The organism is Pseudoalteromonas sp. RWi3 (assembly GCF_054960735.1).
This window is the reverse complement of the sequence record NZ_JBHNYL010000006.1, coordinates 196,059-217,276: the sequence shown is the minus strand read 5'-3', so window position 1 is coordinate 217,276 and position 21,218 is coordinate 196,059. Positions and strand designations below refer to the sequence as shown.

The 21,218-nt window shown below is 39.3% G+C and carries 14 protein-coding genes; 9 read left to right on the top strand and 5 right to left on the bottom strand.

Going from position 1 to position 21,218, the window contains the following annotated elements:
- Positions 1-339 precede the first annotated feature (339 nt).
- Positions 340-1,833: a guanosine-5'-triphosphate,3'-diphosphate diphosphatase gene (gppA, locus tag ACFI4Z_RS10705; RefSeq protein ID WP_462670583.1), complete on the bottom strand. Its 1,494-nt coding sequence runs from the start codon at positions 1,831-1,833 to the stop codon at positions 340-342.
- A gap of 47 nt (positions 1,834-1,880) precedes the next feature.
- The gene (rhlB, locus tag ACFI4Z_RS10700; RefSeq protein WP_099295271.1) at positions 1,881-3,158 is read right to left on the bottom strand and encodes an ATP-dependent RNA helicase RhlB; all 1,278 of its coding nucleotides are present in this window, start codon (positions 3,156-3,158) and stop codon (positions 1,881-1,883) included.
- 90 nt (positions 3,159-3,248) lie between these two features.
- Between rhlB and trxA the strand changes: the two genes are divergently transcribed.
- From trxA to ACFI4Z_RS10685, 3 genes are all read left to right on the top strand, one after another.
- The gene (trxA, locus tag ACFI4Z_RS10695) at positions 3,249-3,575 is read left to right on the top strand and encodes a thioredoxin TrxA (protein WP_058561197.1); all 327 of its coding nucleotides are present in this window, start codon (positions 3,249-3,251) and stop codon (positions 3,573-3,575) included.
- 179 nt (positions 3,576-3,754) lie between these two features.
- Positions 3,755-5,014 (top strand): transcription termination factor Rho, encoded by a 1,260-nt coding sequence (rho, locus tag ACFI4Z_RS10690; RefSeq protein ID WP_058561178.1) that lies wholly within the window; start codon positions 3,755-3,757, stop codon positions 5,012-5,014.
- Positions 5,015-5,256: 242 nt separating this feature from the next.
- A complete protein-coding gene (locus ACFI4Z_RS10685; protein ID WP_462670582.1) occupies positions 5,257-6,501 on the top strand; it encodes a methyl-accepting chemotaxis protein in 1,245 nt (414 codons plus the stop codon).
- On the opposite strand, the gene ACFI4Z_RS10680 is transcribed toward ACFI4Z_RS10685, so the two are convergent.
- Positions 6,493-9,318 carry a tetratricopeptide repeat-containing hybrid sensor histidine kinase/response regulator gene (locus ACFI4Z_RS10680; RefSeq protein WP_462670581.1) on the bottom strand — a complete coding sequence of 942 codons (2,826 nt, stop codon included), beginning with the start codon at positions 9,316-9,318 and terminating at the stop codon, positions 6,493-6,495. The genes ACFI4Z_RS10685 and ACFI4Z_RS10680 overlap by 9 nt on opposite strands.
- Positions 9,319-9,444: 126 nt before the next feature.
- On the opposite strand from ACFI4Z_RS10680, the gene ACFI4Z_RS10675 reads away from it, so the two are divergent.
- A complete protein-coding gene (locus ACFI4Z_RS10675) occupies positions 9,445-10,029 on the top strand; it encodes a DNA-J related domain-containing protein (RefSeq protein ID WP_462670580.1) in 585 nt (194 codons plus the stop codon).
- An 8-nt stretch (positions 10,030-10,037) separates the two neighbouring features.
- Here the strand turns inward: ACFI4Z_RS10675 and dbpA are convergent, their stop codons facing one another.
- Entirely contained in the window at positions 10,038-11,426 is a 1,389-nt protein-coding gene (gene dbpA / locus ACFI4Z_RS10670; RefSeq protein ID WP_462670579.1) for an ATP-dependent RNA helicase DbpA, read from the bottom strand.
- Positions 11,427-11,640: 214 nt separating this feature from the next.
- Between dbpA and ACFI4Z_RS10665 the strand changes: the two genes are divergently transcribed.
- The 4 genes from ACFI4Z_RS10665 to ACFI4Z_RS10650 all read left to right on the top strand — a co-directional run bounded on the left by ACFI4Z_RS10665 (position 11,641) and on the right by ACFI4Z_RS10650 (position 16,793).
- Positions 11,641-13,041, top strand: coding sequence for a M20/M25/M40 family metallo-hydrolase (locus ACFI4Z_RS10665; protein ID WP_462670578.1), 1,401 nt, complete (start codon positions 11,641-11,643; stop codon positions 13,039-13,041).
- An 86-nt stretch (positions 13,042-13,127) separates the two neighbouring features.
- Positions 13,128-14,072 (top strand): tetratricopeptide repeat protein, encoded by a 945-nt coding sequence (locus ACFI4Z_RS10660; RefSeq protein WP_462670577.1) that lies wholly within the window; start codon positions 13,128-13,130, stop codon positions 14,070-14,072.
- Between the two features lie 338 nt (positions 14,073-14,410).
- Complete coding sequence (locus tag ACFI4Z_RS10655) at positions 14,411-14,695, top strand: MliC family protein (RefSeq protein ID WP_462670576.1); 285 nt, start codon at positions 14,411-14,413, stop codon at positions 14,693-14,695.
- Between the two features lie 76 nt (positions 14,696-14,771).
- A complete protein-coding gene (locus ACFI4Z_RS10650; protein ID WP_462670575.1) occupies positions 14,772-16,793 on the top strand; it encodes a methyl-accepting chemotaxis protein in 2,022 nt (673 codons plus the stop codon).
- Positions 16,794-16,927: 134 nt separating this feature from the next.
- Here the strand turns inward: ACFI4Z_RS10650 and ACFI4Z_RS10645 are convergent, their stop codons facing one another.
- Positions 16,928-19,567: an EAL domain-containing protein gene (locus tag ACFI4Z_RS10645; RefSeq protein WP_462670574.1), complete on the bottom strand. Its 2,640-nt coding sequence runs from the start codon at positions 19,565-19,567 to the stop codon at positions 16,928-16,930.
- Between the two features lie 184 nt (positions 19,568-19,751).
- On the opposite strand from ACFI4Z_RS10645, the gene ubiD reads away from it, so the two are divergent.
- Positions 19,752-21,218, top strand: coding sequence for a 4-hydroxy-3-polyprenylbenzoate decarboxylase (gene ubiD, locus ACFI4Z_RS10640; protein WP_462670573.1), 1,467 nt, complete (start codon positions 19,752-19,754; stop codon positions 21,216-21,218).

Sequence of the window (21,218 nt, the reverse complement as noted above, 5' to 3'; positions counted from 1 at the left end):
ATCTGTACGAGTGCCCACACAGATGATTGCTTTATATTGTTAAAGAACGTTGCGACATTGTCGCTAGGGATGCGTATAATACATCCTTAACTTCTCGAGTCAACACTTAATTTTAAATTTTCTTTTAAGAAGATTTAAAACCGAAGTTTTATTTAACTCTGTGATTAGCTCATGCCCCGCTATGCGTTGCGCTCTGCCGTCTCAGTGGGGTCGCATTATAGGGAGATCCAAAAACAGATCAACCCTTTTTTGCGATCTTTTTGAAAAAAAGGATTGTTTGAACATTTTTAAAACAAAGTGCGGTATTTTACTACAAAAAAAGGCTCTAACGAGCCTTTTTTATCTAACTAAAAATTTCCACCCTGCTTTTGCTTGTTGTTTAGACTCAAGCTGGAGCTCACTTGCCATTAGCGGATGCGCTTTTAACCAGTCTTCTTCAAAAGAGAGGATTAACACCTCATTATCAGCAGTTAAACTTAATTTAGGTAAGACATCGTCTTGCCGACGCATTGAGAGAATTACTGCAATTCTAATAAGCCTTGTTATGTATTGTGCTAATTGCTGATGACATCCTAAATATTTAAATGCATCTTTTTGCAAGTCAGAACGATGCGCATTGGTAGCTGCAACTATAATTTTACGCTCTGATTGAGAGAAGCCTGGCATATCGGTGTTTTCTAAAATATAAGCAGTGTGTTTTTGGTATTGCTTATATTCAATTAGCAAACCGATTTCATGCAGCTGAGCAATGGCTTTTAATAGCGCCCATCCACCTTGCTCTAACACTGGCCATTGTTCACTGACCTGCTGCGCTAAATAATTGCTCAACTCAGCAACACGATTCGATTGCTTTTGATCAACATGATAACGACTCATAAATGCATCTACTGTGCGCTTGCGAATATCATGATTATGAAACTCAGGGATCATGCTATATAAAACACCTTCGCGGAGCGCTCCACCTGCTAGTCCCATTTTTTCAATTTCAAGGGACTCAAATAAGGCGATTAAAATAGCAAGGCCTGAAACAAAAACTAACCTTCTTTCTTCACTCAAACCTGGTAAATCAAGCTCAGCAATTGTGTTAAAGGCCGTTGACTGCTTTTTAATTTCAAGTAATTTGTCGAGACTTAATGTTTCATCCAGTGATTGAGCAACCATGATTTCTTGAATTGCTTGAACTGTACCCGATGCACCAGAGGCTATTTCCCAGCCTGCTGCTTTATAACTAGAAGCAATTTCAGCAATAACTTCTTTTGCTGCTGTAATTGCGTTATTGAAATTTGCATCGCTTAGTTTGCAATCTTTAAAATAACGTTCAAGGTATGTCACGCAGCCCATGTTAAGACTTTTATAATGCAGTGCATCAAATCCTTTGCCAATAACTACCTCGGTACTGGCTCCACCTATATCAATTACTAACTGGCGTCCAGAGCAAGAGGAGGTATGCGCGACACCTTTATAAATTGTACGGGCTTCTAGTTCGCCACTGATTACATTAATTTTGTGAGCAAGAATTTGCTCTGCTTTTTCTTTGAATTCATCAGCGTTGGTTGCTAGCCTCAAGGTAGCAGTTGCAACAATAGTTATGTTAGCTTTGGGAATATCTTGAAGACGCTCGGCAAAAAGAGCCAAGCACTCCCAGCCTCGTTGCATAGCTTCAGCGCTTAACAAATTATCCTCGTCAAGCCCTGCCGCTAATCTGACTTTTCGTTTAACTCGACCTATAGTTTGCAGGCCACCAGCAATTGATTTAGCAATCAGCATATGAAAGCTGTTTGACCCTAAATCAATTACTGCATAAACATTTTTTTGCGGTTTAAGTTGCCCCACCGTTCAAAAACCTCTAGTTACTACTACGACTCTACTTCGGTCGTAAATTACGACCGTGCTTTTTGGTAACTATTGTTTGGTCTACGTCCGCCGTTATTACTACGATTACGAGGGCCTGTCGAATAGTTGCGCTTTCTTTGAATAGTAGGCTTTGTTAAATCATCAAGCAATGCACTTTTATCATAATGTGATAAAGGAATGCTATGTTCTATATATTCTTCGATTTCATGCAGATTATATGCGTATTGCTCACACGCAAAACTAATTGCTTTGCCTGATGCACCAGCACGACCAGTACGACCGATACGGTGAACATAATCTTCACAATCATCCGGTAAATCAAAGTTAAATACATGACTCACTTCAGGGATGTGTAAACCACGTGCAGCAACATCTGTTGCAACTAGGAAATCAAGGTCACCCTTAGTAAATTGAGCTAAAATTGATTGGCGCTTTTTCTGATTGACGTCACCAGTCAACATGCCAACACGATGCCCATCTTCTTTAAGCCATGCGTACACTGTTTCACAGCTGTGTTTGGTATTTGCAAAAACAATCGCTTTATCTGGCCATTCTTCTTCAACTAAAGTAAGTAATAACTTAATCTTGTCTTCTTGAGATGGTTGGAATAGCTCTTCAGTAATTCGCTTACCTGTTTTTACATCTGGTTCAACTTGTACATGCTCAGGATTAGTCATGTGTTCAAATGCTAACTCTTGCACACGGTATGATAACGTCGCAGAGAAAAGTAAGTTTAATCGCTCAGAAGTATCAGGCATACGACGGAACATATATCGAATATCTTTTATGAAACCTAAATCAAACATGCGATCGGCTTCATCAAGCACTACAACTTCAATTTCATTTAAGGTGTAGCAGCCTTGCTTGTATAAATCGATAAGGCGACCAGTGGTACCAATTAAAATATCTACGCCTTTTTCTAACTGCGCACGTTGTTTTTCATAATCTTCGCCACCATATACTAAACCTAAGTTAAGATTACAGTGTGGCGCTAAAATTTTAGCATCTTTATGGATCTGAATCGCAAGCTCCCGAGTCGGGGCCATGATCAGGGCTCTTGGATGTTTACTAGGTGCTTTGCTAGATTGTAATAACCGATGGCATGTAGCTGTTAAAAAAGCTAATGTTTTACCTGTACCTGTTTGTGCTTGACCCGCAATATCGCGGCCATCACATATAAAAGGTAGGCATTTTGCTTGAATGGGTGTGCAATATTCAAACCCATTCTCGGTTAAACCGGTAACCACTTCCGGTGCGATAGCAAAGTCTGAAAACTTTTTATCGGTCAAATGTGTCTTAGTCATAGCGTTTAAGCATAACGTTTAAACTTGCAATAAGAAACAAGAGTGTTTAAATACGCATTAAATAATTCGCCTAACTTATCGGAGAGCGCAATGAGCGAGAAAATTATTCAATTAACTGACGATGGCTTTGAAGCTGACGTATTACAATCAGACAAGCCTGTATTAGTTGATTTTTGGGCAGAATGGTGCGGACCTTGTAAAATGATCGCCCCTATTCTAAATGAAGTAGCTGACGAGTTTGATGGTCGTGTTGTTATCGGTAAATTAAACATCGACCAAAACGCGGGGACGCCACCAAAGTTTGGTATTCGTGGTATTCCGACACTACTTCTTTTTAAAGATGGTCAAGTTGCAGCAACTAAAGTTGGTGCGCTTTCTAAAACACAACTTGTTGAGTTTTTAGAAAACAACATCTAATACCCATTAAAAAAGGGCAATACGCCCTTTTTTTACGTTTATTTTGTATAAAGACTGGACGCTGAGCCAGTGAACTGCTAATTTATAAAGCCAACTAATCCTTAGTTTACCAACGAACCTCTCTCACTAATCAATATCGATTATATGAGTATGATAACTGTAATAAAGAACCCACCAATATGCATTTACGCGAATTAAAAGACAAGTCTATAAAAGAACTTGTAGCCTTAGCTGAGTCCATGGGGCTCGAAAACGTAGCCCGCTTAAGAAAGCAAGATATTATCTTTGCTATCCTTAAGGCCCACGCCAAAAGTGGAGAAAATATTTTTGGCGGTGGCGTATTAGAAATCCTTCAGGATGGTTTTGGTTTCTTAAGATCTTCAGAAGCGTCTTACCTAGCCGGCCCTGATGACATTTATGTATCACCTAGCCAAATTCGTCGTTTTAGCATGCGTACTGGTGATTCTATAATGGGTCTTATTCGACCGCCGAAAGACGGTGAACGTTACTTCGCCTTACTAAAAGTAAACGAAGTAAACTTTGATAGACCAGAAAACTCCCGTACTAAAATTCTTTTTGAAAACCTAACTCCACTTCATGCTAACGAACGGTTACGTATGGAACGTGGTAACGGTAGTACCGAAGACATTACTGCACGAGTCCTTGATTTAGCATCACCTATTGGCCGCGGCCAACGTGGATTGTTAGTAGCACCGCCGAAAGCGGGTAAAACCATGCTACTGCAAAACATTGCTCAATCAATCACCCATAACCACCCTGACGCAACATTGATGGTTTTACTTATCGATGAGCGCCCGGAAGAAGTTACTGAGATGCAACGCCTAGTAAAAGGTGAAGTTATCGCATCAACATTTGATGAACCAGCAAGTCGTCACGTACAAGTAGCTGAAATGGTGATTGAAAAAGCAAAGCGTTTAGTTGAACACAAAAAAGATGTCATCATCTTATTAGATTCAATCACTCGTCTAGCACGTGCTTATAACACAGTTATTCCTTCATCAGGTAAAGTACTTACTGGTGGTGTTGATGCCAACGCGTTACACAAACCAAAGCGCTTTTTTGGTGCGGCACGTAATGTTGAAGAAGGTGGAAGCTTAACTATTATCGCAACAGCACTTATCGATACAGGCTCTAAGATGGATGAAGTTATCTACGAAGAGTTTAAAGGTACCGGTAATATGGAATTACACCTAAACCGTAAGATTGCTGAAAAACGTGTATTCCCTGCGATTGACTTTAATCGTTCAGGTACTCGTCGCGAAGAACTGCTAACAAAACCTGATGAGCTACAGAAAATGTGGATCTTGCGTAAGATTGTTCATGAAATGTCAGAAATTGACGCAATGGAATTCTTAATTGATAAGCTATCAATGAGCAAAACGAATGATGAGTTTTTTGACTCTATGAGACGTCAGTAGACATAAGTATACTTTTGAAAAGCTCGCTTAATGGCGAGCTTTTTTGTTTTTATCAACCTACTATACCTTCTCTATTTATCCTCCACTCAAAGCAGAGTGAATATCCCACAATATCTTGAAATTCATGAATGTAGTGAAACATTTTTTGTCGTTCAGCCTTTTTTAACTATACTTATTTAAAACCAACTCTAAATATTCGAAGAGTTAGTTGGTCGATAGTTTTTTTACAAAGGAAAATTAGAATGACAGTTACCCAAAGCTTCATGGCCCTTCAGTGCTTTTTAATTATCAGTATTGGCCTCACTTGTTATTCATTTAACTTGTCCTCTGTTGCTATTATGGCTCTATATTTAACTGTACTGTTACCTGTGTATTTCTTTTATTTACTTACTAAACGAAGATTAGCGCTTCCAGATAGGTATCTAAAATCATTAATGGAGAACTTAGTTAGTAAAGACGGTATTAACTTTACTTTTCGATTTGACGAAAGTGACCCTTCAATACCATCCTCTTGCTTAGCACTCAACGCTAGCTTAACAACGATTGAGCACCTTTTTGAAGAGCTACAAATTTCATCTAATAGATTAAGACCTATGGCTGATGAACTAAGAGATACCTATGCATCAATGACCCAAAAAGCCACAATTCAATATTCACATGGTCAAGATCTTGCCCAAACGATTCAGAAAATGCTTAACACCTCGAGTGAGCTTGGGGTTAACGTAAAAACAATTTATACCTCAGTTGCGAATGCAACAGAGTCAGTAAAAAAAACGCGTATTGATTCAGATAAGAGCAAAGCAAGCTTACTCACATTAGCAAGTAATATCGAACAAACCAGTGAACATATAAAACAGCTAAAGCAAGACAGTGATAATATTGGGTCGGTTATTGAGGTCATTAATGCTATTGCAGAGCAAACTAACCTACTCGCATTAAATGCAGCAATTGAAGCTGCTAGAGCTGGTGAACAAGGCCGGGGGTTTGCTGTTGTTGCTGATGAGGTACGAAACTTAGCGTCACGCACGAGTAAATCGACACAAGAAGTGAGCGCCATGGTCAGTAAAATCCAACATAGCACTGACTTAGCTCATACGTTAATGAATACAGCACTAGATGAAGCACAACAGACGGTATCTCTCACTAAAACCTCAAGTAGTGAAATTACAGCCATTGAAACTGCTGTGCTTGAGATTAGCGAAATGTCAAACTCTATTAATCAGCAGGTGAGCAATCAGAAACAATTTTCGGATGAGTCACAAGAAAGTATCAATTCGTTAGTCGAGCTGAACTCTGACGCACTTTCAAGTTCTAAAATACAAGCTGTTTCTAGTAACGACTTACATTTACTCGCCACCAGCCTAGAAGAGAAATTTAGTTTTTTCCTTGTTAGTAATTATGCACCTGATACACAACCGAGAAAGCGCACTCACAAAGAAGAAACTATTACTGAAACAGCAGAAGAAAGTGAGATAGAGCTATTTTGACGAGTGCGATTCTAATGCATTAATTAGCTCAGACGTTAATAGAGCTATTTTATCGAACTCGCACGGAGCACTTTTCTTCAATAATGCTTTGTCTAAATTTAAAGCTGGTTGAATAACCCCCTGAACAGCAAACATTTGGGCTGCACCAAGAATACGATGACTGTCTTGCTGTAGCGCCTGATAATCACGTTGCTCAAGATGAGTATTTAGTGACTCTGCTTCTTGGGTAAAACTGCTGATAAAGCTTTGTGTTAAATCCGTCATGTCGACTTTGCTTTCATTTATGGGCAATTTATTATTCTTTGCTAACTGATTGGCTAACGTACTATAAAACACTTCTTTATCTATAGGCTTACTTAAATAGCCAGTAAAGCCCTTAGCAATATAATTATCAACTTCGTGACTCATAGCATTAGCAGTTAAAGCGTAAATTGGATTACTAAAGCCACATTGCTGTAATAGCTCAAGAGCTGTGAGCCCGTCCATAATAGGCATTTGAATATCCAGCAAAACAATATCGGGATACAGTTGTAAACATTGCTCAACGGCTTGTTCCCCATCACTCACAGCAATCACCTCAAGCCCTAAAGAGGTAAGGTAGCGCGTGATTAAACGGCGGTTATCAGGGTGATCTTCTGCTAAAACGACTTTGCCCTGAAGTTGAACATGCTCAGCACTATTGATCACTGGGCTCGATAAAGGGGCTGCGCTCTTTTGTTTACATGGCAGATTAAAAATAAACTCACTGCCTTTATTAGGTTCACTTAGTGCACTGATGTATCCGCCCATCATCATTGCTAGTTGTTGCGATAGCGACAACCCTAATCCCGACCCTCCAAAACGACGGCTGATCGTATTATCGCCTTGTTGAAAACACTCAAAAACCATTTTCAATTGCTCAACACTCATACCAATACCCGTATCAACCACATTGAACTGCACCCCGCTCTCTGTTTGGCTCAATCGTAATTTTACACTCCCTTGATGAGTAAACTTTATTGCGTTGGTTAATAAGTTAATCAATATTTGTTTTACACGCATTAAATCGAGTTTAACCCAATGGCTGTGTTCTAATTGGTTATCAAATGTCAATCCTAAGCCTTTTTGAGATGCATGAGCTTGGCACATTTCATATACGTCGTTCACCAACTCAACGAGATCAAACTTAGTTAAATGAAGCTCTAATCTATTAGCTTCTATTTTACTAATATCCAGCACATCGTTTATTAAATCTTTTAAGTGATCACTATGCTTTTTTATAACTAATAGCTCATCTTGTAACTCGCTTGGTTTGTATAACCCATTGATGAGATCATCGGTTTGCCCAAGAATGGCTGTTAAAGGAGTGCGAATTTCGTGACTAATATTGGCAAGAAACTGACTTTTAATTTCATTGGCTGAACGCAACTCTTGTGCTACAAATTGCAATTCCTGTGTGCGCTGTTCAACTTGTTCTTCTAATTGAATCTTAGCCTTTTTCTCTATCGCTCGACGATACAATGCAATGGTGCAAATTAAGCCAAGTACCATTACTATTACCAGTAACATAGCGAGCTGCGAACGCTTTGCTATTTTCAGTTCTTGTAAGTCTCGCTCTTGTTTTAACTGCACGATTTCTTGATTGAGTTGATTCGCTTTAAACTGTGTTTGAAATACAGTCAACGCCTTTGCAACCTCTTCACTTTTTATACCTTGTTGGTACTCAACAAATTGCTCGTGTAAGTCCACTGCTTGCTCATAATTACCCATACTTGCAAGTAGAAGCGAGCTTATGCCTAATCCGTCCTTTGCCAACATCTCATTATTATATTTTTTAGCAAGTGCAAAAGACTCGTTTAAATTTTCTCTTGCTTGCTCGATATCCCCTTTGACTAACTGAACCTTTGCTAAAACATTTAATGCAGTCAATAAGAGAGTCTTATTATCAGCTTTAACTGCAAATTCTTTAGCTGCAAGCGCATGATAATAAGCTGTGTCTATTTTATTTAATTTAAGGTTTAAGTTGGCTAAATTTTTATGGCGAGTGGAAAGTTGATAAGCATCATCAATACTTTGATAATAACGTAAAGCTAATTGATAATAATGTAATGCTAATTGATGACGCCCTGACTCAACGTAAGCCACTCCCATGTTTCCATAGACTTGAGCAATGCCATCTTTGTCATCGAGTTGTTGAAATACCTCTAACACTTCACGATAAAATTCTAACGCCGAGTCATAACGCGATAATTTTATATATACGCCAGCAATATTATGCAGTATGTCCGCTTTATCTTGTGCATTCCCGTTCGTTTCATAAATGTTTTTTGCTTTTTGATAATGCTCTAATGCAAGCTCCATGTTGTACATATCAAAATACGATAAACCAATATTGCTTAACAAGTTGGCCTGTTTTAATGCATTATTTAGCTGCTTTGCAATCACTAAGGCACGGCTATACTCTTTAATCGCTTGATTCATTAACCCCTGATAGTAGTACACCACACCTTGCATTTTTATAGATCGAAAATATTGCTCTGGAGAGTCGTTTATATTGCTATTTTGCTCTTGAGATTGGTAGAAATCGAGTGCCAATGAGTAATCGTTTTCTGTAAATGCGCGCTCAGCCATCGTACTATAAATAGCTAACCGTTGTTGTGGTGTTAATTGTGTTGTTGAAAATAACTTGTTGGCTATTTTTTGCTTTTGCTGCCAGTCATCAACCTGATTAAATTGCTTAAGTAAGGGATCTTGAGCTTGCGCAGAACAGACATGAGATACCACGCCAAGTACAGTAATAAACGCAATAAAGAGTAGCCGCTTAAACTTACCTAACATAAATGTGTCCTTGGTATTTGAATCCGTTAAAACGACACATACTTCACTTGAAAGCTAACTGACAACTCTAGTAGCATGTGTATATAATCATTACATCAAGATACACTATTATCTAGAGTTCAAACAATGCTTAACCCACTTATAGATGAGATTTTTGAACGACTATTAACAAAGCAGGTATGGAAGGTTCATACTTTAGCATTGGAGTTATTAGAAAGCGGTATCATAACTGCGCTAGATAAGGATCCTTCTCGTGATTTATTTAAACGCAACTTTTTAATAATGAACGCACTGTTTCAATTACAGCAGCAACTTGCTCCTGCCCAAACTTTATCAATTGCAAGTTTGCATATTAAATTAGAAGACACATCCATTGAAAACACAGTTACCCAGGCGGATCCCTTAAGAGACTATTACTTAGATTGGCAAAACTATGACACGTCAGCCGATGAAGTGGATGCTTTATTAAATCAATTTTGGCAAAACTTTGAAGCCTCAGCGCCAGTAAAGCCCCAAATAAACATATGCCAACGCAACGCAATTCTTGCACAATGGCAACTGGATGAGCAAGCAAGCTTGAAAATGATACAAAAGCGGTGGCGACAATTAGCGTTTCAATATCACCCAGATAAATCCTCAGAAGATGAAGAGGTATTTAAACGTATTCGAGAAGAATATGAGCAGCTTAAGGCTAGCTGCTCAAATAGATAAATAAGTAATTAACGAGTGAGTCGACGAGCGCGGATTTTACGCCCTTTAATATTACCTTCAGTTAATTTACGTAATGCTGGTTTTGCACAATTGCGTTCGACCGCAACAAATGCCACGTTATCAAGCACGTTAATTTTACCCACTTGGCGGCCTGCAATACCTTCTTTACCTGTTAGCGCACCTAAAATATCACCGGCACGCACTTTTTGCTTTTTACCTGAGTCAATCATTAGTGTGGTCATTTCCGGTTTAAACGGTGGTTTTTCTAGCAAGCTAAATGGTGGTAGCTGTTCCGGCAAAAAATCACATTCGTAATGGTCGCCAATTTGCGCCACCTTGAACTGCTCAGCATCACCATAGATTGAACACGCAATGCCTTTTTTCCCCGCACGGCCAGTTCGACCAATACGGTGAACATGTGTTTGCGAGTCATGGGCTAAATGATAGTTGATAACCATATCCATATCATCAATATCCAGACCACGAGCAGCTACATCCGTTGCCACTAAAATAGAGGCACTTTTATTAGCAAAGTGAATGAGTGTTCGTTCACGATCGCGCTGCTCCAAGTCACCATGTAAAGCCACAGCACTAAAACCTTCAGCGGCGAGATCATCACACACTTGCTGTGTTTCAACCTTAGTATTACAAAATACCACACAGCTTGTTGGCTGAAACTTTAACAACAACAACTTCAGTGTATTAAAGCGCTGCTTGTTATTATCCATCTTATAAAAATACTGTTTGATGGTGCTTTTTTCTTGCTCTTCTTCAACTTTTACCATCACAGGGTTAGTTAAAACACGCTTTGCAACCGCTTCAATCGCACGTGGGAAAGTCGCACTAAATAACAGTGTTTGACGCTGTTGTGGTATGCAATCGATAATTGCATCTAACGTATCTTGAAAGCCCATGTCGAGCATTTGATCGGCTTCATCAAGCACTAAAGTTTCTACATCATCTAAACGTAAAGTGCCTTTGCGGATATGGTCATCTACGCGACCAGGTGTGCCAACAATAATGTGTGCACCATGTTCAAGCGAGCCGATTTGTGGGCCAATTGAAACACCACCACACAATGTAAGTATTTTAATGTTATGAATACCCCTGGCGAGTTTGCGCATTTCAACAGCCACTTGCTCAGCAAGTTCTCTTGTTGGGCAAAGTACCAAAGACTGAATACGAAAGCGCTTTACGTTAAGTTTAGCCAGCACTCCTAAGCTAAATGCCGCGGTTTTACCCGACCCCGTTTTAGCTTGCGCAATGATATCTTTACCTTCAAGTACTGGCGGTAAGCTCTGTGCCTGAACAGCCGTCATTTGGCTATAACCTAAAGTAGATAAATTATCGACCAAACCAGAAGGTAAAGAAAGAGATGAAAAAGCTGTAGCAGTCAAAGTAATTTCCAGTGCAAAAAGTAAACATTAAAAGCCGTTGCAAAAGCCCAGCTTAGTTATGCTGCATAATAGCAGAATATACAAATTGCTACCATTGAGTCGACGATATTATCGTCAAACAGATGCAGATAAGCGGTTTTTATCGTATCTGCTTTTTCTGTTTTACATTAAATGCTTTAATAGCGCTCTCGTGAAAATACAGCCAAGGTCAATAATGAAAAAACTCATCATCGGGATACTACTTGCGAGTAGCTTTTTAGCCGCTGCCGCAGAACCTGAATTTACCAATAAACAATTACAACAAGTCGAACAATTAAGACAAAGTGCCAGCAATAGTGACTTAAGCTATCAATTATTAGAATCACTTACTACAGAAGTGGGCCCGCGTTTACCTGGCACTGAAAACGATAAAAAAGCCGTAGCTTGGGCGCAGGCTAAATTTAAAGCGCTAGGCTTTGATAAAGTATGGCTGGAAAAGGCTACATTTCCTGAATGGCGTCGTTTTAGCGAAAGTGGCAAAATCTTAACGCCTAGTGAGCAACCTTTGCACTTAACTGCACTGGGCCATAGTGTCAGTACTCCTAAAGAGGGTATTACTGGCGAAGTGGTATTATTTGAAACCCTTGATGAACTAATAGCAGCACCTAAAAATAGCCTAAAAGGTAAGATTGCCTACATTAATTACCGTATGAATCGCCACATTGATGGTAACGGGTATGGCCCGGCTGTTCGTGCACGCTCTACAGGTTCTGTAGAAGCCGCGAAAAAAGGCGCGATTGGCTATATGATGCGCTCTGTTAGTACCGCAGAACACCGCTTTGCTCATACAGGTGGTAGCCATTATAAAGAGGGAGTGACTAAGATACCAAATGTCACTATCGCTAACCCTGATGCTGATCAAATTGCTCGTCTTATTGCGCTTGATAAAAATGTCACTGTTAATATTAATGTACAAACAGAAGATCGTGGTCAAGGCACTGGCTATAATGTCATTGGCCAATTTAATGGCACACAAAACCCTGAGCAATATGTGTTGATCGGTGGTCATTTAGACTCATGGGATTTAGGCACAGGCGCACTTGATGATGGTGCGGGTGTCGCATTAACTATGGCTGCGGCTAAACATATTAGTGAAATTAAACGCCCTAAACGCAGTATTCGCGTAGTGTTATTTGCTGCTGAAGAGCTGGGGTTATGGGGTGCTAAAGCCTACTTTAAGCAACATGCTAATGAGCTTAAAAACATTGTAGCAGCTGCAGAGTCAGACTTTGGTGCAGATGTAGTGTATGGGTTTGAGTCTAACGTATCAGCAGAATCACTACCTGTAGTACGTGCAATAGCGAAAGAACTTTCAGCACTGAATGTAGAATACATTGCAAAAAATGGTGCTCGAGGCGGTCCAGATCTCATACCGCTTAGAAATACAGACGGCGCAGCTATTTTCGATCTACATCAAGATGGCACTGATTACTTTGATTATCACCACACAGCAGATGATACTCTAGATAAAGTCGATCCTGCTAAGCTTAAACAAAATACTGCCGCTTACGCTGTATTTGCGTTTATGGCTGCTGATGCCAAAACCACAATCAAACCAAAGCCTGTAAAAAAATAAGCTAAGTAAACATACTTTCTTACAGTTTTGTACTTTGCATACGCCCTTGTTTGTTTTAATTTAATAAAAAAGCTAGGAGGGCGTTTATGCTACTTTTTAATACCTGCGACACATTATCGTCATTCAGCCAAACCACAACCTGCCCTCACTGTAAAAGCGACGATTACCAATTAAAAAATAACAGCCGTTTTTTGCGTTTTGCGATCGTGCCTATCATCCCATTAACTTGGCAGTATCATTTTCAATGCAACGAATGTAAGCACAGTGAGCCTGTGTCATTAACTAAGCTACCAATATTCGAGCTACTATCATTAGTGAAATACTTTATAGGCTCGATATTAATCGTTTTATTCTTACTATACTTTTATGCTCATTTTCATGCTCAAGCAGTTCAACAGCAAGCGATCATTAATGCTCCACAAGCCTATGATACTTACTTAGTAAAAGCAGATAAGTTTGCCCAAGAACCCCTACGCCCAGAAAATTTAAAGATCGCTCAAATACTTGAGTTTGATGATAAATATATCACCTTTCAAATTAGTAACTACCGTTATAAGCATGATCGCGGTATCACAATGGCAATGCGTACGAGTTTACTTGTACAAAGAGATTACTTTTCTTCCAAAACTTTAACGTTACCGCGTACTGAGGTTCAACGCATGGTTGATGAAGGCGTTATTTATAATGTGCTTCGCCCCCATGCTTATAGTTTATATGGTGGCTTTGTAATGTTTCCCCCAAGACCAAAACCGCTTTATGAAGGAGTTAAACTCAATGAGCATAATCAACAAGGGATTAATTATTACAAAGATGATCTATTCGAAGACGCATTTAAGAGCTTTTCGTTAGCCGCTGAAGAGGGTTCTCAGTGGGGTCAGCTCAACTTGGCACAAATGTACCAAGATGGGCAAGGTACCACTAAAGATATAAATAAAGCTATTTACTGGTTTCAGCAAGCTGCAGCTCAAGGTAACCGAAAAGCAAAGATAGAACTAAAAGACTTATGCCGCTTTTACACATGTGAGACATAACACACAGTTACATACTTGTAATACTCATAGCTCATGTGAAATACCATAATCTCACTTAGGTGATCACTGCTGTTTGTGTATAGCCCTCTTTGTGCGCCAAGCACTAGTCAGTCACTCTGGATAAACTAATTTTACATTATTAAATAAGAACCTCTTAGCAATCGCCCACGCAACGGAAAATGCAAGCTCACACTAACTCCTCATTCAGGACCTGTTGTTGTGTGAGACCCTTACGCGCAAAAAATTTAACTTCAACACAGCTTAAACATGTACTTTCACCAGCGGTTAATTTTCATTTGCTACCCTATAGCGGTTTCTAATTAACCGGCGAACCCTCTATGTATAAAGTGATTTTATTCACCATTAGTTTACTTACCATAAGCGCTTGCTCTGAAAAAGCACACACAAATGTCTACTCCTGCGACAATCAAAAAATGGCAACTATCATTAGCCACGATGCTGAAAGTGCAACCCTTCACTATATTAACAAAAGCTACCAACTAACTAGGCAGCGCAGTGCATCAGGTGTCAAATTTAATAGTGAGGAAGTCTTGTTTTGGACAAAAGGAAATGAAGCCGTGTTAATTATTGATGGTAATAAGGTTCACTGTAATCTCAAGTAATGCCTTTTATAGGTAATCTTATTTTTTAAGAAAACACTGCTACACTAATGATTAAATCTGTTGAAATGAGTTAGTTATGCAGTCAATTGCTATTAAATACAAAGTAATATTTGCCTTCACCGCAATTGGTGTACTAATGCTATTAAGTAGTGGCTTTTTTTACTGGTCACTCGGCAAAATTAGTGTTGCCAATTCGGATATTGAAACGCTGGCCGTTCCCGTCCAACAACAAAGTAACGCATTACAACTTTCGCTCTTATCAATCACAAAATTCAATGCTGTGGCGTTTAGCCAAAGCAAAATTGCAAAATTGCGTCACGAACAAAATCAAACTGGTAATGAACAAAAACTGTTTAACGACAAGCTTGCTATTCTTGAGTTGCAACTACAAGATCAACCAAAGATGCAATCACTACTTGTTCAAATTAATGATGAATTCCAGCGTTTAATCACAACCAACACAGCCATGTTTAGCGCCAAAGAAAGTGGCTTGAATGCAGTATCAAGGCTAGCCTCACAAAGCACACAATACATAGAAGAAATAACATCGTTGAGTAACGATTTACTCGATTTAGAACTATTACAAGTTACTCGAGAACAACAACCTATTCTTGACGCCATGGTAGGTACAGCAACACGTATTGACGATTTATTGTTTACCTTAAGTAATAATTTGAAAAGTATTAAGCATATTAGTTCATTAGCAACATTGAATGAACATCAGCAGGATGCCAGTTTTCTACTCGATAATGTTCAATCAAACTTTACCTACTTGAAGCGGCAAGCAAGCGAGCTTAACGGTACTGCTGATTTTTCAGCATTAACTGAGAAAATGAATAGAGTAAATGAAAAGCTTGTCACTATTTACAAACCACAAGAAACTATTTTGACGAGCCGTCAAGACGCTGAAAATGCTTTTAATAATTTTCAACAGCAATTCCAAGAAACTGAAAAACTCATTATCGAACTAAATCAATTAGCTGACGGACGATTTGCTTCATTACAAAAAAGCGCTCAGTCAACCATTAGTACAGGTTCTTCACTGGCAGTTATTATTAGTATTATTTTACTCTCATTTGCTGCTCTAATTTCAGTGCTTACAACCCGTGCCATGCTTAAACCTTTAAACGCAGTCAACAAAGCACTGGCAAGAATAGCTTCGGGTGATTTATCCAAACGTACACACCCTCGAAGTGATGATGAGTTTGGCACTCTATTGTCTAATATAAACAAACTCAGCGATGACTTAGGTAAGTTGCTTTCAGATATTAGTGACAATGCTCACATACTTGATCAATCTGCTATTCAAACAAGTGCGCAAGGTCAACAAATGACTGTTGCAGCAGCACAACAACTTGAGCGAATTGCACAAGCCACAAGCGTTGCACAAACCATGCTAAATAATTCACAAACCGTTAATGAGCAAGCCCAAAGCACGTCAGATGAAATAGCTAATGCATCGCAACTGTCTAACGATGTGAATCAAATTGCTGATAGAAACAGTCAGCGAATACAAGCACTATTGGCGCGTTTAGATCAAGCTGTAAACAGTACTGAAGAATTAACACAACACACGCAGCTTATCGGGGCAATTGTCGATACTATTAGCAGCATTGCAGAACAAACTAACTTACTTGCATTGAATGCTGCCATAGAGGCGGCGCGTGCGGGGGAAAACGGCCGAGGATTTGCTGTTGTCGCCGATGAAGTACGCTCTCTGGCGGCACGTACGCAAAGTTCTACAAACGAAATTCATACAATGATTCAAACATTGCAACAACAAGCAAATACGGCACAGAGTGAGATTAATGACGGACAGCAACAAGCTGCTGAGTGTGTAACTAATAGCAGTGAGTTAAAGCAAGCAGTCGATAAAATAAAAAGCACTTTAGTGGCAGTTAACCAAATGAGTCAGCAAATTGCCGATTCTTCACAGCACCAGCTGGATGATAGTAATGAAATAAAACACATCATGAACACGGTGACAGATCAAGCACAGAGCAATGCTGACCATGCAGGATCTTTAGCGACTCAAAGCGAAGATGTAAATCAGCTAGCACATTCTTTAACAAGTGCTGTTGAGCGTTTCAAGTTTTAGCATGAAAAGTAGTGCACATATATTTAATTTCTATGTACAAAACAATAGGTGGTTACTGCTCAATAAATGTTTTTAGCCTGAACTTTGGTTAATATATACACTAACGTATTGATATTAAATCACAAATACATTTACTAATCTCCAGGGTTCAGGTTTTTTAAGTAGTTATCAAACTCGTTCATAGGGAGCGGTTTACTGTATAAAAAGCCCTGAATATAATCACAATTCAATGCCGATAAATATACACGCTGTTCCTCAGTCTCAACACCTTCAGCAACGACTTCTAAGTGTAAATTACTTGCCATAGAGATAATAGCACTCACCATCGCGCAATCTTCTTTATCATCTGGTAAATCTTTAATAAACTCACGATCTATTTTTAACTTACTTAATGGAAACCGCTTCAAATAGCTTAAGGATGAATAACCCGTACCAAAGTCATCAATGGCTAAACCGACGCCTAAATTACGAATCGCTTGCAACTGCTGTAGAATATTAGCGCTATTCTCAGCAAGTAAAGTTTCAGTGATCTCTAAAGTTAAGCAATCTGCTGATAACTGACATTCCTCCAATACATCACTGACCAACTTAGCGATATCTTGACGGACAAACTGTACACTGGAAAAGTTCACCGTGACGAAAAACTGACCGTTAAACTGACTACACCACTTCGCGGCTTCTCGACACGCTTCCCTTAATACCCATTCACCAATGGGAACAATCAGTCCTAAATCTTCACAAATCGGAATAAACTCGGCGGGAGATACGTTGCCAAGTTCAGGATTTTGCCATCTTAGTAACGCTTCGCATCCAATAGTTTTCCTGTCATTACTTATGATTGGCTGATAATAGACAGTAAACTCATTATTACACAGTGCTTTATGTAAGGCATTCTCAACCCTACTTCGAGCCGTAGCTTGCTCATGCATTCCTCGGGTAAAGAACTCAAAGCAGTTACGACCTTGCTCCTTTGCCTTGTACATTGCACTATCTGCATTGCGTAATAATATTTTTCGTTCTACGCCATCATCAGGATAAATAGTGATCCCCATACTGCCGGAAACAAAAACTTCATGCTCACCTATTTTAAATGCAGAACTCAATGCTTGCAGGGACTTTTTCGCAACCCTTTCAATATCAACTAGATTATTTCTACCCGAGAGTAATAAAGCGAACTCATCTCCTCCCAAACGTGCCACTAAATCAGTACTGTGCATACACGCTTTTAATCTATTTGCAGCCTCAAGCAACAACACATCGCCACTGTTATGCCCTAAAGTATCGTTAACATTTTTAAAGCGGTCTAAGTCGATAAAACAAATCGCTAAGCGCGTTTTTTCTGTACTTGCGCGGATCATCTCTTGATCAAGTTTATTATTGTAGTAATAGCGATTGGCGAGCCCGGTTAGATTATCAAAGTTGATTTGCAACCACATTTCTTGTTCACTTTCTTTACGCGAAGAAATATCGTTAAACAGAGCAACATACATCTCGATTTGTTTTTCTTCATCAAACACAACAGAGATATTTAGCCAACATGGGTAAATACTGCCATCTTTGCGACGATTCCATACCTCACCTTCCCAGTGGCCACTTTCCTTGAGGTTCGCATAGAGCGCTTGAAAAAACGAAGGCTTGTGACGGCCAGAACTTAAGATTGCCGGTGTTTCGCCCAGCACATCACTTTCTTGGTAACCTGTAATTTGTGTAAATGCGCTATTAATTGCTTGAATTTTATTTAAGCTATCAGAAACCAAAATGCCTTCATTGGTGGTAGAAAATACAGTACTGGCAAGACGTTGTTGCTGACGTATTTTCAGCTTTTGAGTAATATCTCTAATTAAGTGAATCTCACCAATTTTATGATCAGCCTCATCCATCACGGCAGTGACATTCGCCTCCCCCCAAAAAGTGCCTTTTGCACCACTAAATTGACATTCATTATCAAGCTGGCCAATAGCAGAGACATTATCGACAAAGGTGTAAATATTTTTCCCTTTAAGTTCATCTTCATTACTTAGCTTTTGTGCTGCCATTGTATTGGCATCTAATATGGTGTGCTCGGTATCTGTGAATATCAGTAAGTCATCAATACCATTAAAAATAGCTTTTAATGTAGCGCTGTCTTTTTGTGCTGTCCGTTTTGCGGACCGTAAGCGTGTTGCTAACACAGTCAAAATAGCAAGTAAGACCATAAGTAAAACGATTGAGATTACGGATAAAATAAATTGATAAGTGCGCTTTTTTTCTATTTCTTTTGTCTGGCTTGCAACCAACTCCTCGAGATTTTCTTGGTAATGCCAGAGTTCTTTTTCAAGGGCCCGCTGGGAAGAAATATCATGAATTACAGAAAACAAAAGGCGTTTATTATCAAGTTCAAATGGAGCCGAATAAACACTCACAGTGCGAGTTTCACCACTGGCTAATTGGTGTTTAAAAACAAAGTAATTTTGCCCTTTATTTAATGCCGCTTGTCGCTCTTGTGCAACCTGCTGTTCGGTAAAAATATTTATTTGTTGAATTTTCATCGCTTGTAGTTGCGAAATACTATAGCCATAAAAATCTGCCGCTGATTCATTAGCAAATACAATATCACCTGTTCGAGGCTCAATAACCAGCATTACAGCACTGTGATCTGCAAAGATTTGACCATCAATCACATGCGTTAATAGATTTTCTGCCCGCACGTTGCTCAATGACACCATAAAAGCACATACTAACCACAACCTAAGTATTACTTTTAAGATAAACCCACCCATTAATTGAAAACTCACAAAAAACAACTAAATCAACTATAGCCCATACACATAAAAATGTAATGAAACCGATAACTTAAATGTTTGGTAAGAATAACTAATACCATTTAAATTAAGCTATTAGAGAGAGTTAGTATAATTCGCTTAACCTACTTTATTGGGTATAATGCAAAGCACATTTTTAACCTTAAAGCGGCCAATTATGAAATACAAAGATCTCCGAGATTTTATAGATTTACTGGAAAAGCAAGGTGAATTAAAACGTATCCACCAAGAAATTGATCCCTACTTAGAAATGACCGAAATTGCAGATCGTACATTACGTGCAAAAGGCCCCGCTTTATTGTTTGAAAACCCAAAAGGGCATAGCATTCCTGTGTTAGCTAATTTATTTGGCACACCAAAGCGCGTTGCTATGGGAATGGGTCAAAATGATGTAAGCGAACTTCGTGAAGTAGGTAAACTTTTAGCGTTCCTAAAAGAGCCTGAACCGCCTAAGGGAATAAAAGAAGCGCTTGGTCAAATTCCTGTGTTTAAACAAGTATTAAACATGCCTGCTAAAGAAGTGAAAAAAGCAGTATGCCAGCAAGTAGTTATTGAGGGTGATGATGTTGATTTGACGAAACTGCCTATTCAACATTGCTGGCCAGGTGATGCAGCCCCATTAATTACTTGGGGATTAACTGTTACCCGCGGACCATATAAAAAACGCCAGAATTTAGGAATATACCGCCAACAGTTATTAGGTAAAAACAAAATTATTATGCGCTGGCTATCGCACCGTGGTGGCGCACTTGATTTTCAAGAATGGTGTAAAGAAAACCCAGGCCAACCTTACCCTGTATCCGTTGCTTTAGGAGCAGATCCGGCTACTATCTTAGGCGCCGTTACCCCAGTACCAGACACTCTGAGCGAATACGCTTTTGCTGGATTACTACGTGGTAGTAAAACTGAAGTTGTAAAATCAGTATCTAATGACTTACAAGTCCCTGCAAGCGCCGAAATCGTGCTTGAAGGCTATATCATGCCAGGTGAAACTGCGCCTGAGGGGCCATATGGTGACCACACGGGTTATTACAACGAAGTTGATGATTTCCCTGTGATGACCGTCACGCATATGACTCATCGTAAAGATCCTATTTATCACAGTACTTTCACCGGCCGTCCGCCTGATGAACCCGCAATATTAGGTGTTGCACTAAATGAAGTTTTTGTACCAATTTTACAAAAGCAATTTCCTGAAATTGTAGACTTTTATTTGCCACCTGAGGGGTGCTCGTACCGCATGGCTGTTGTGACTATGAAAAAGCAATACCCAGGTCATGCTAAGCGAGTCATGATGGGCGTATGGTCTTTCTTACGTCAATTTATGTATACCAAGTTTGTTATTATTTGTGATGATGATGTCAACGCCCGCGATTGGAATGACGTTATCTGGGCTATTACAACACGCATGGACCCTGCTCGCGATACAACACTCATTGAAAACACTCCGATTGATTATCTTGATTTTGCTTCTCCTGTTTCTGGTCTAGGTTCAAAAATGGGCATGGATGCAACAAACAAATGGCCTGGCGAAACCGATAGAGAATGGGGTGAACCGATTGTGATGAATCAAGAAACAAAAGACCGCGTTGATGAACTTTGGGATAGTCTAGATATTCTCTAA

Coding starts and splice junctions, on each gene's coding strand:
- rhlB (WP_099295271.1), bottom strand. CDS start 3,158: ATGACTAAGACACATTTGACCGATAAAAAGTTTTCAGACTTTGCTATC.
- trxA (WP_058561197.1), top strand. CDS start 3,249: ATGAGCGAGAAAATTATTCAATTAACTGACGATGGCTTTGAAGCTGAC.
- rho (WP_058561178.1), top strand. CDS start 3,755: ATGCATTTACGCGAATTAAAAGACAAGTCTATAAAAGAACTTGTAGCC.
- ACFI4Z_RS10685 (WP_462670582.1), top strand. CDS start 5,257: ATGACAGTTACCCAAAGCTTCATGGCCCTTCAGTGCTTTTTAATTATC.
- ACFI4Z_RS10680 (WP_462670581.1), bottom strand. CDS start 9,318: ATGTTAGGTAAGTTTAAGCGGCTACTCTTTATTGCGTTTATTACTGTA.
- ACFI4Z_RS10675 (WP_462670580.1), top strand. CDS start 9,445: ATGCTTAACCCACTTATAGATGAGATTTTTGAACGACTATTAACAAAG.
- ACFI4Z_RS10665 (WP_462670578.1), top strand. CDS start 11,641: ATGAAAAAACTCATCATCGGGATACTACTTGCGAGTAGCTTTTTAGCC.
- ACFI4Z_RS10660 (WP_462670577.1), top strand. CDS start 13,128: ATGCTACTTTTTAATACCTGCGACACATTATCGTCATTCAGCCAAACC.
- ACFI4Z_RS10655 (WP_462670576.1), top strand. CDS start 14,411: ATGTATAAAGTGATTTTATTCACCATTAGTTTACTTACCATAAGCGCT.
- ACFI4Z_RS10650 (WP_462670575.1), top strand. CDS start 14,772: ATGCAGTCAATTGCTATTAAATACAAAGTAATATTTGCCTTCACCGCA.
- ubiD (WP_462670573.1), top strand. CDS start 19,752: ATGAAATACAAAGATCTCCGAGATTTTATAGATTTACTGGAAAAGCAA.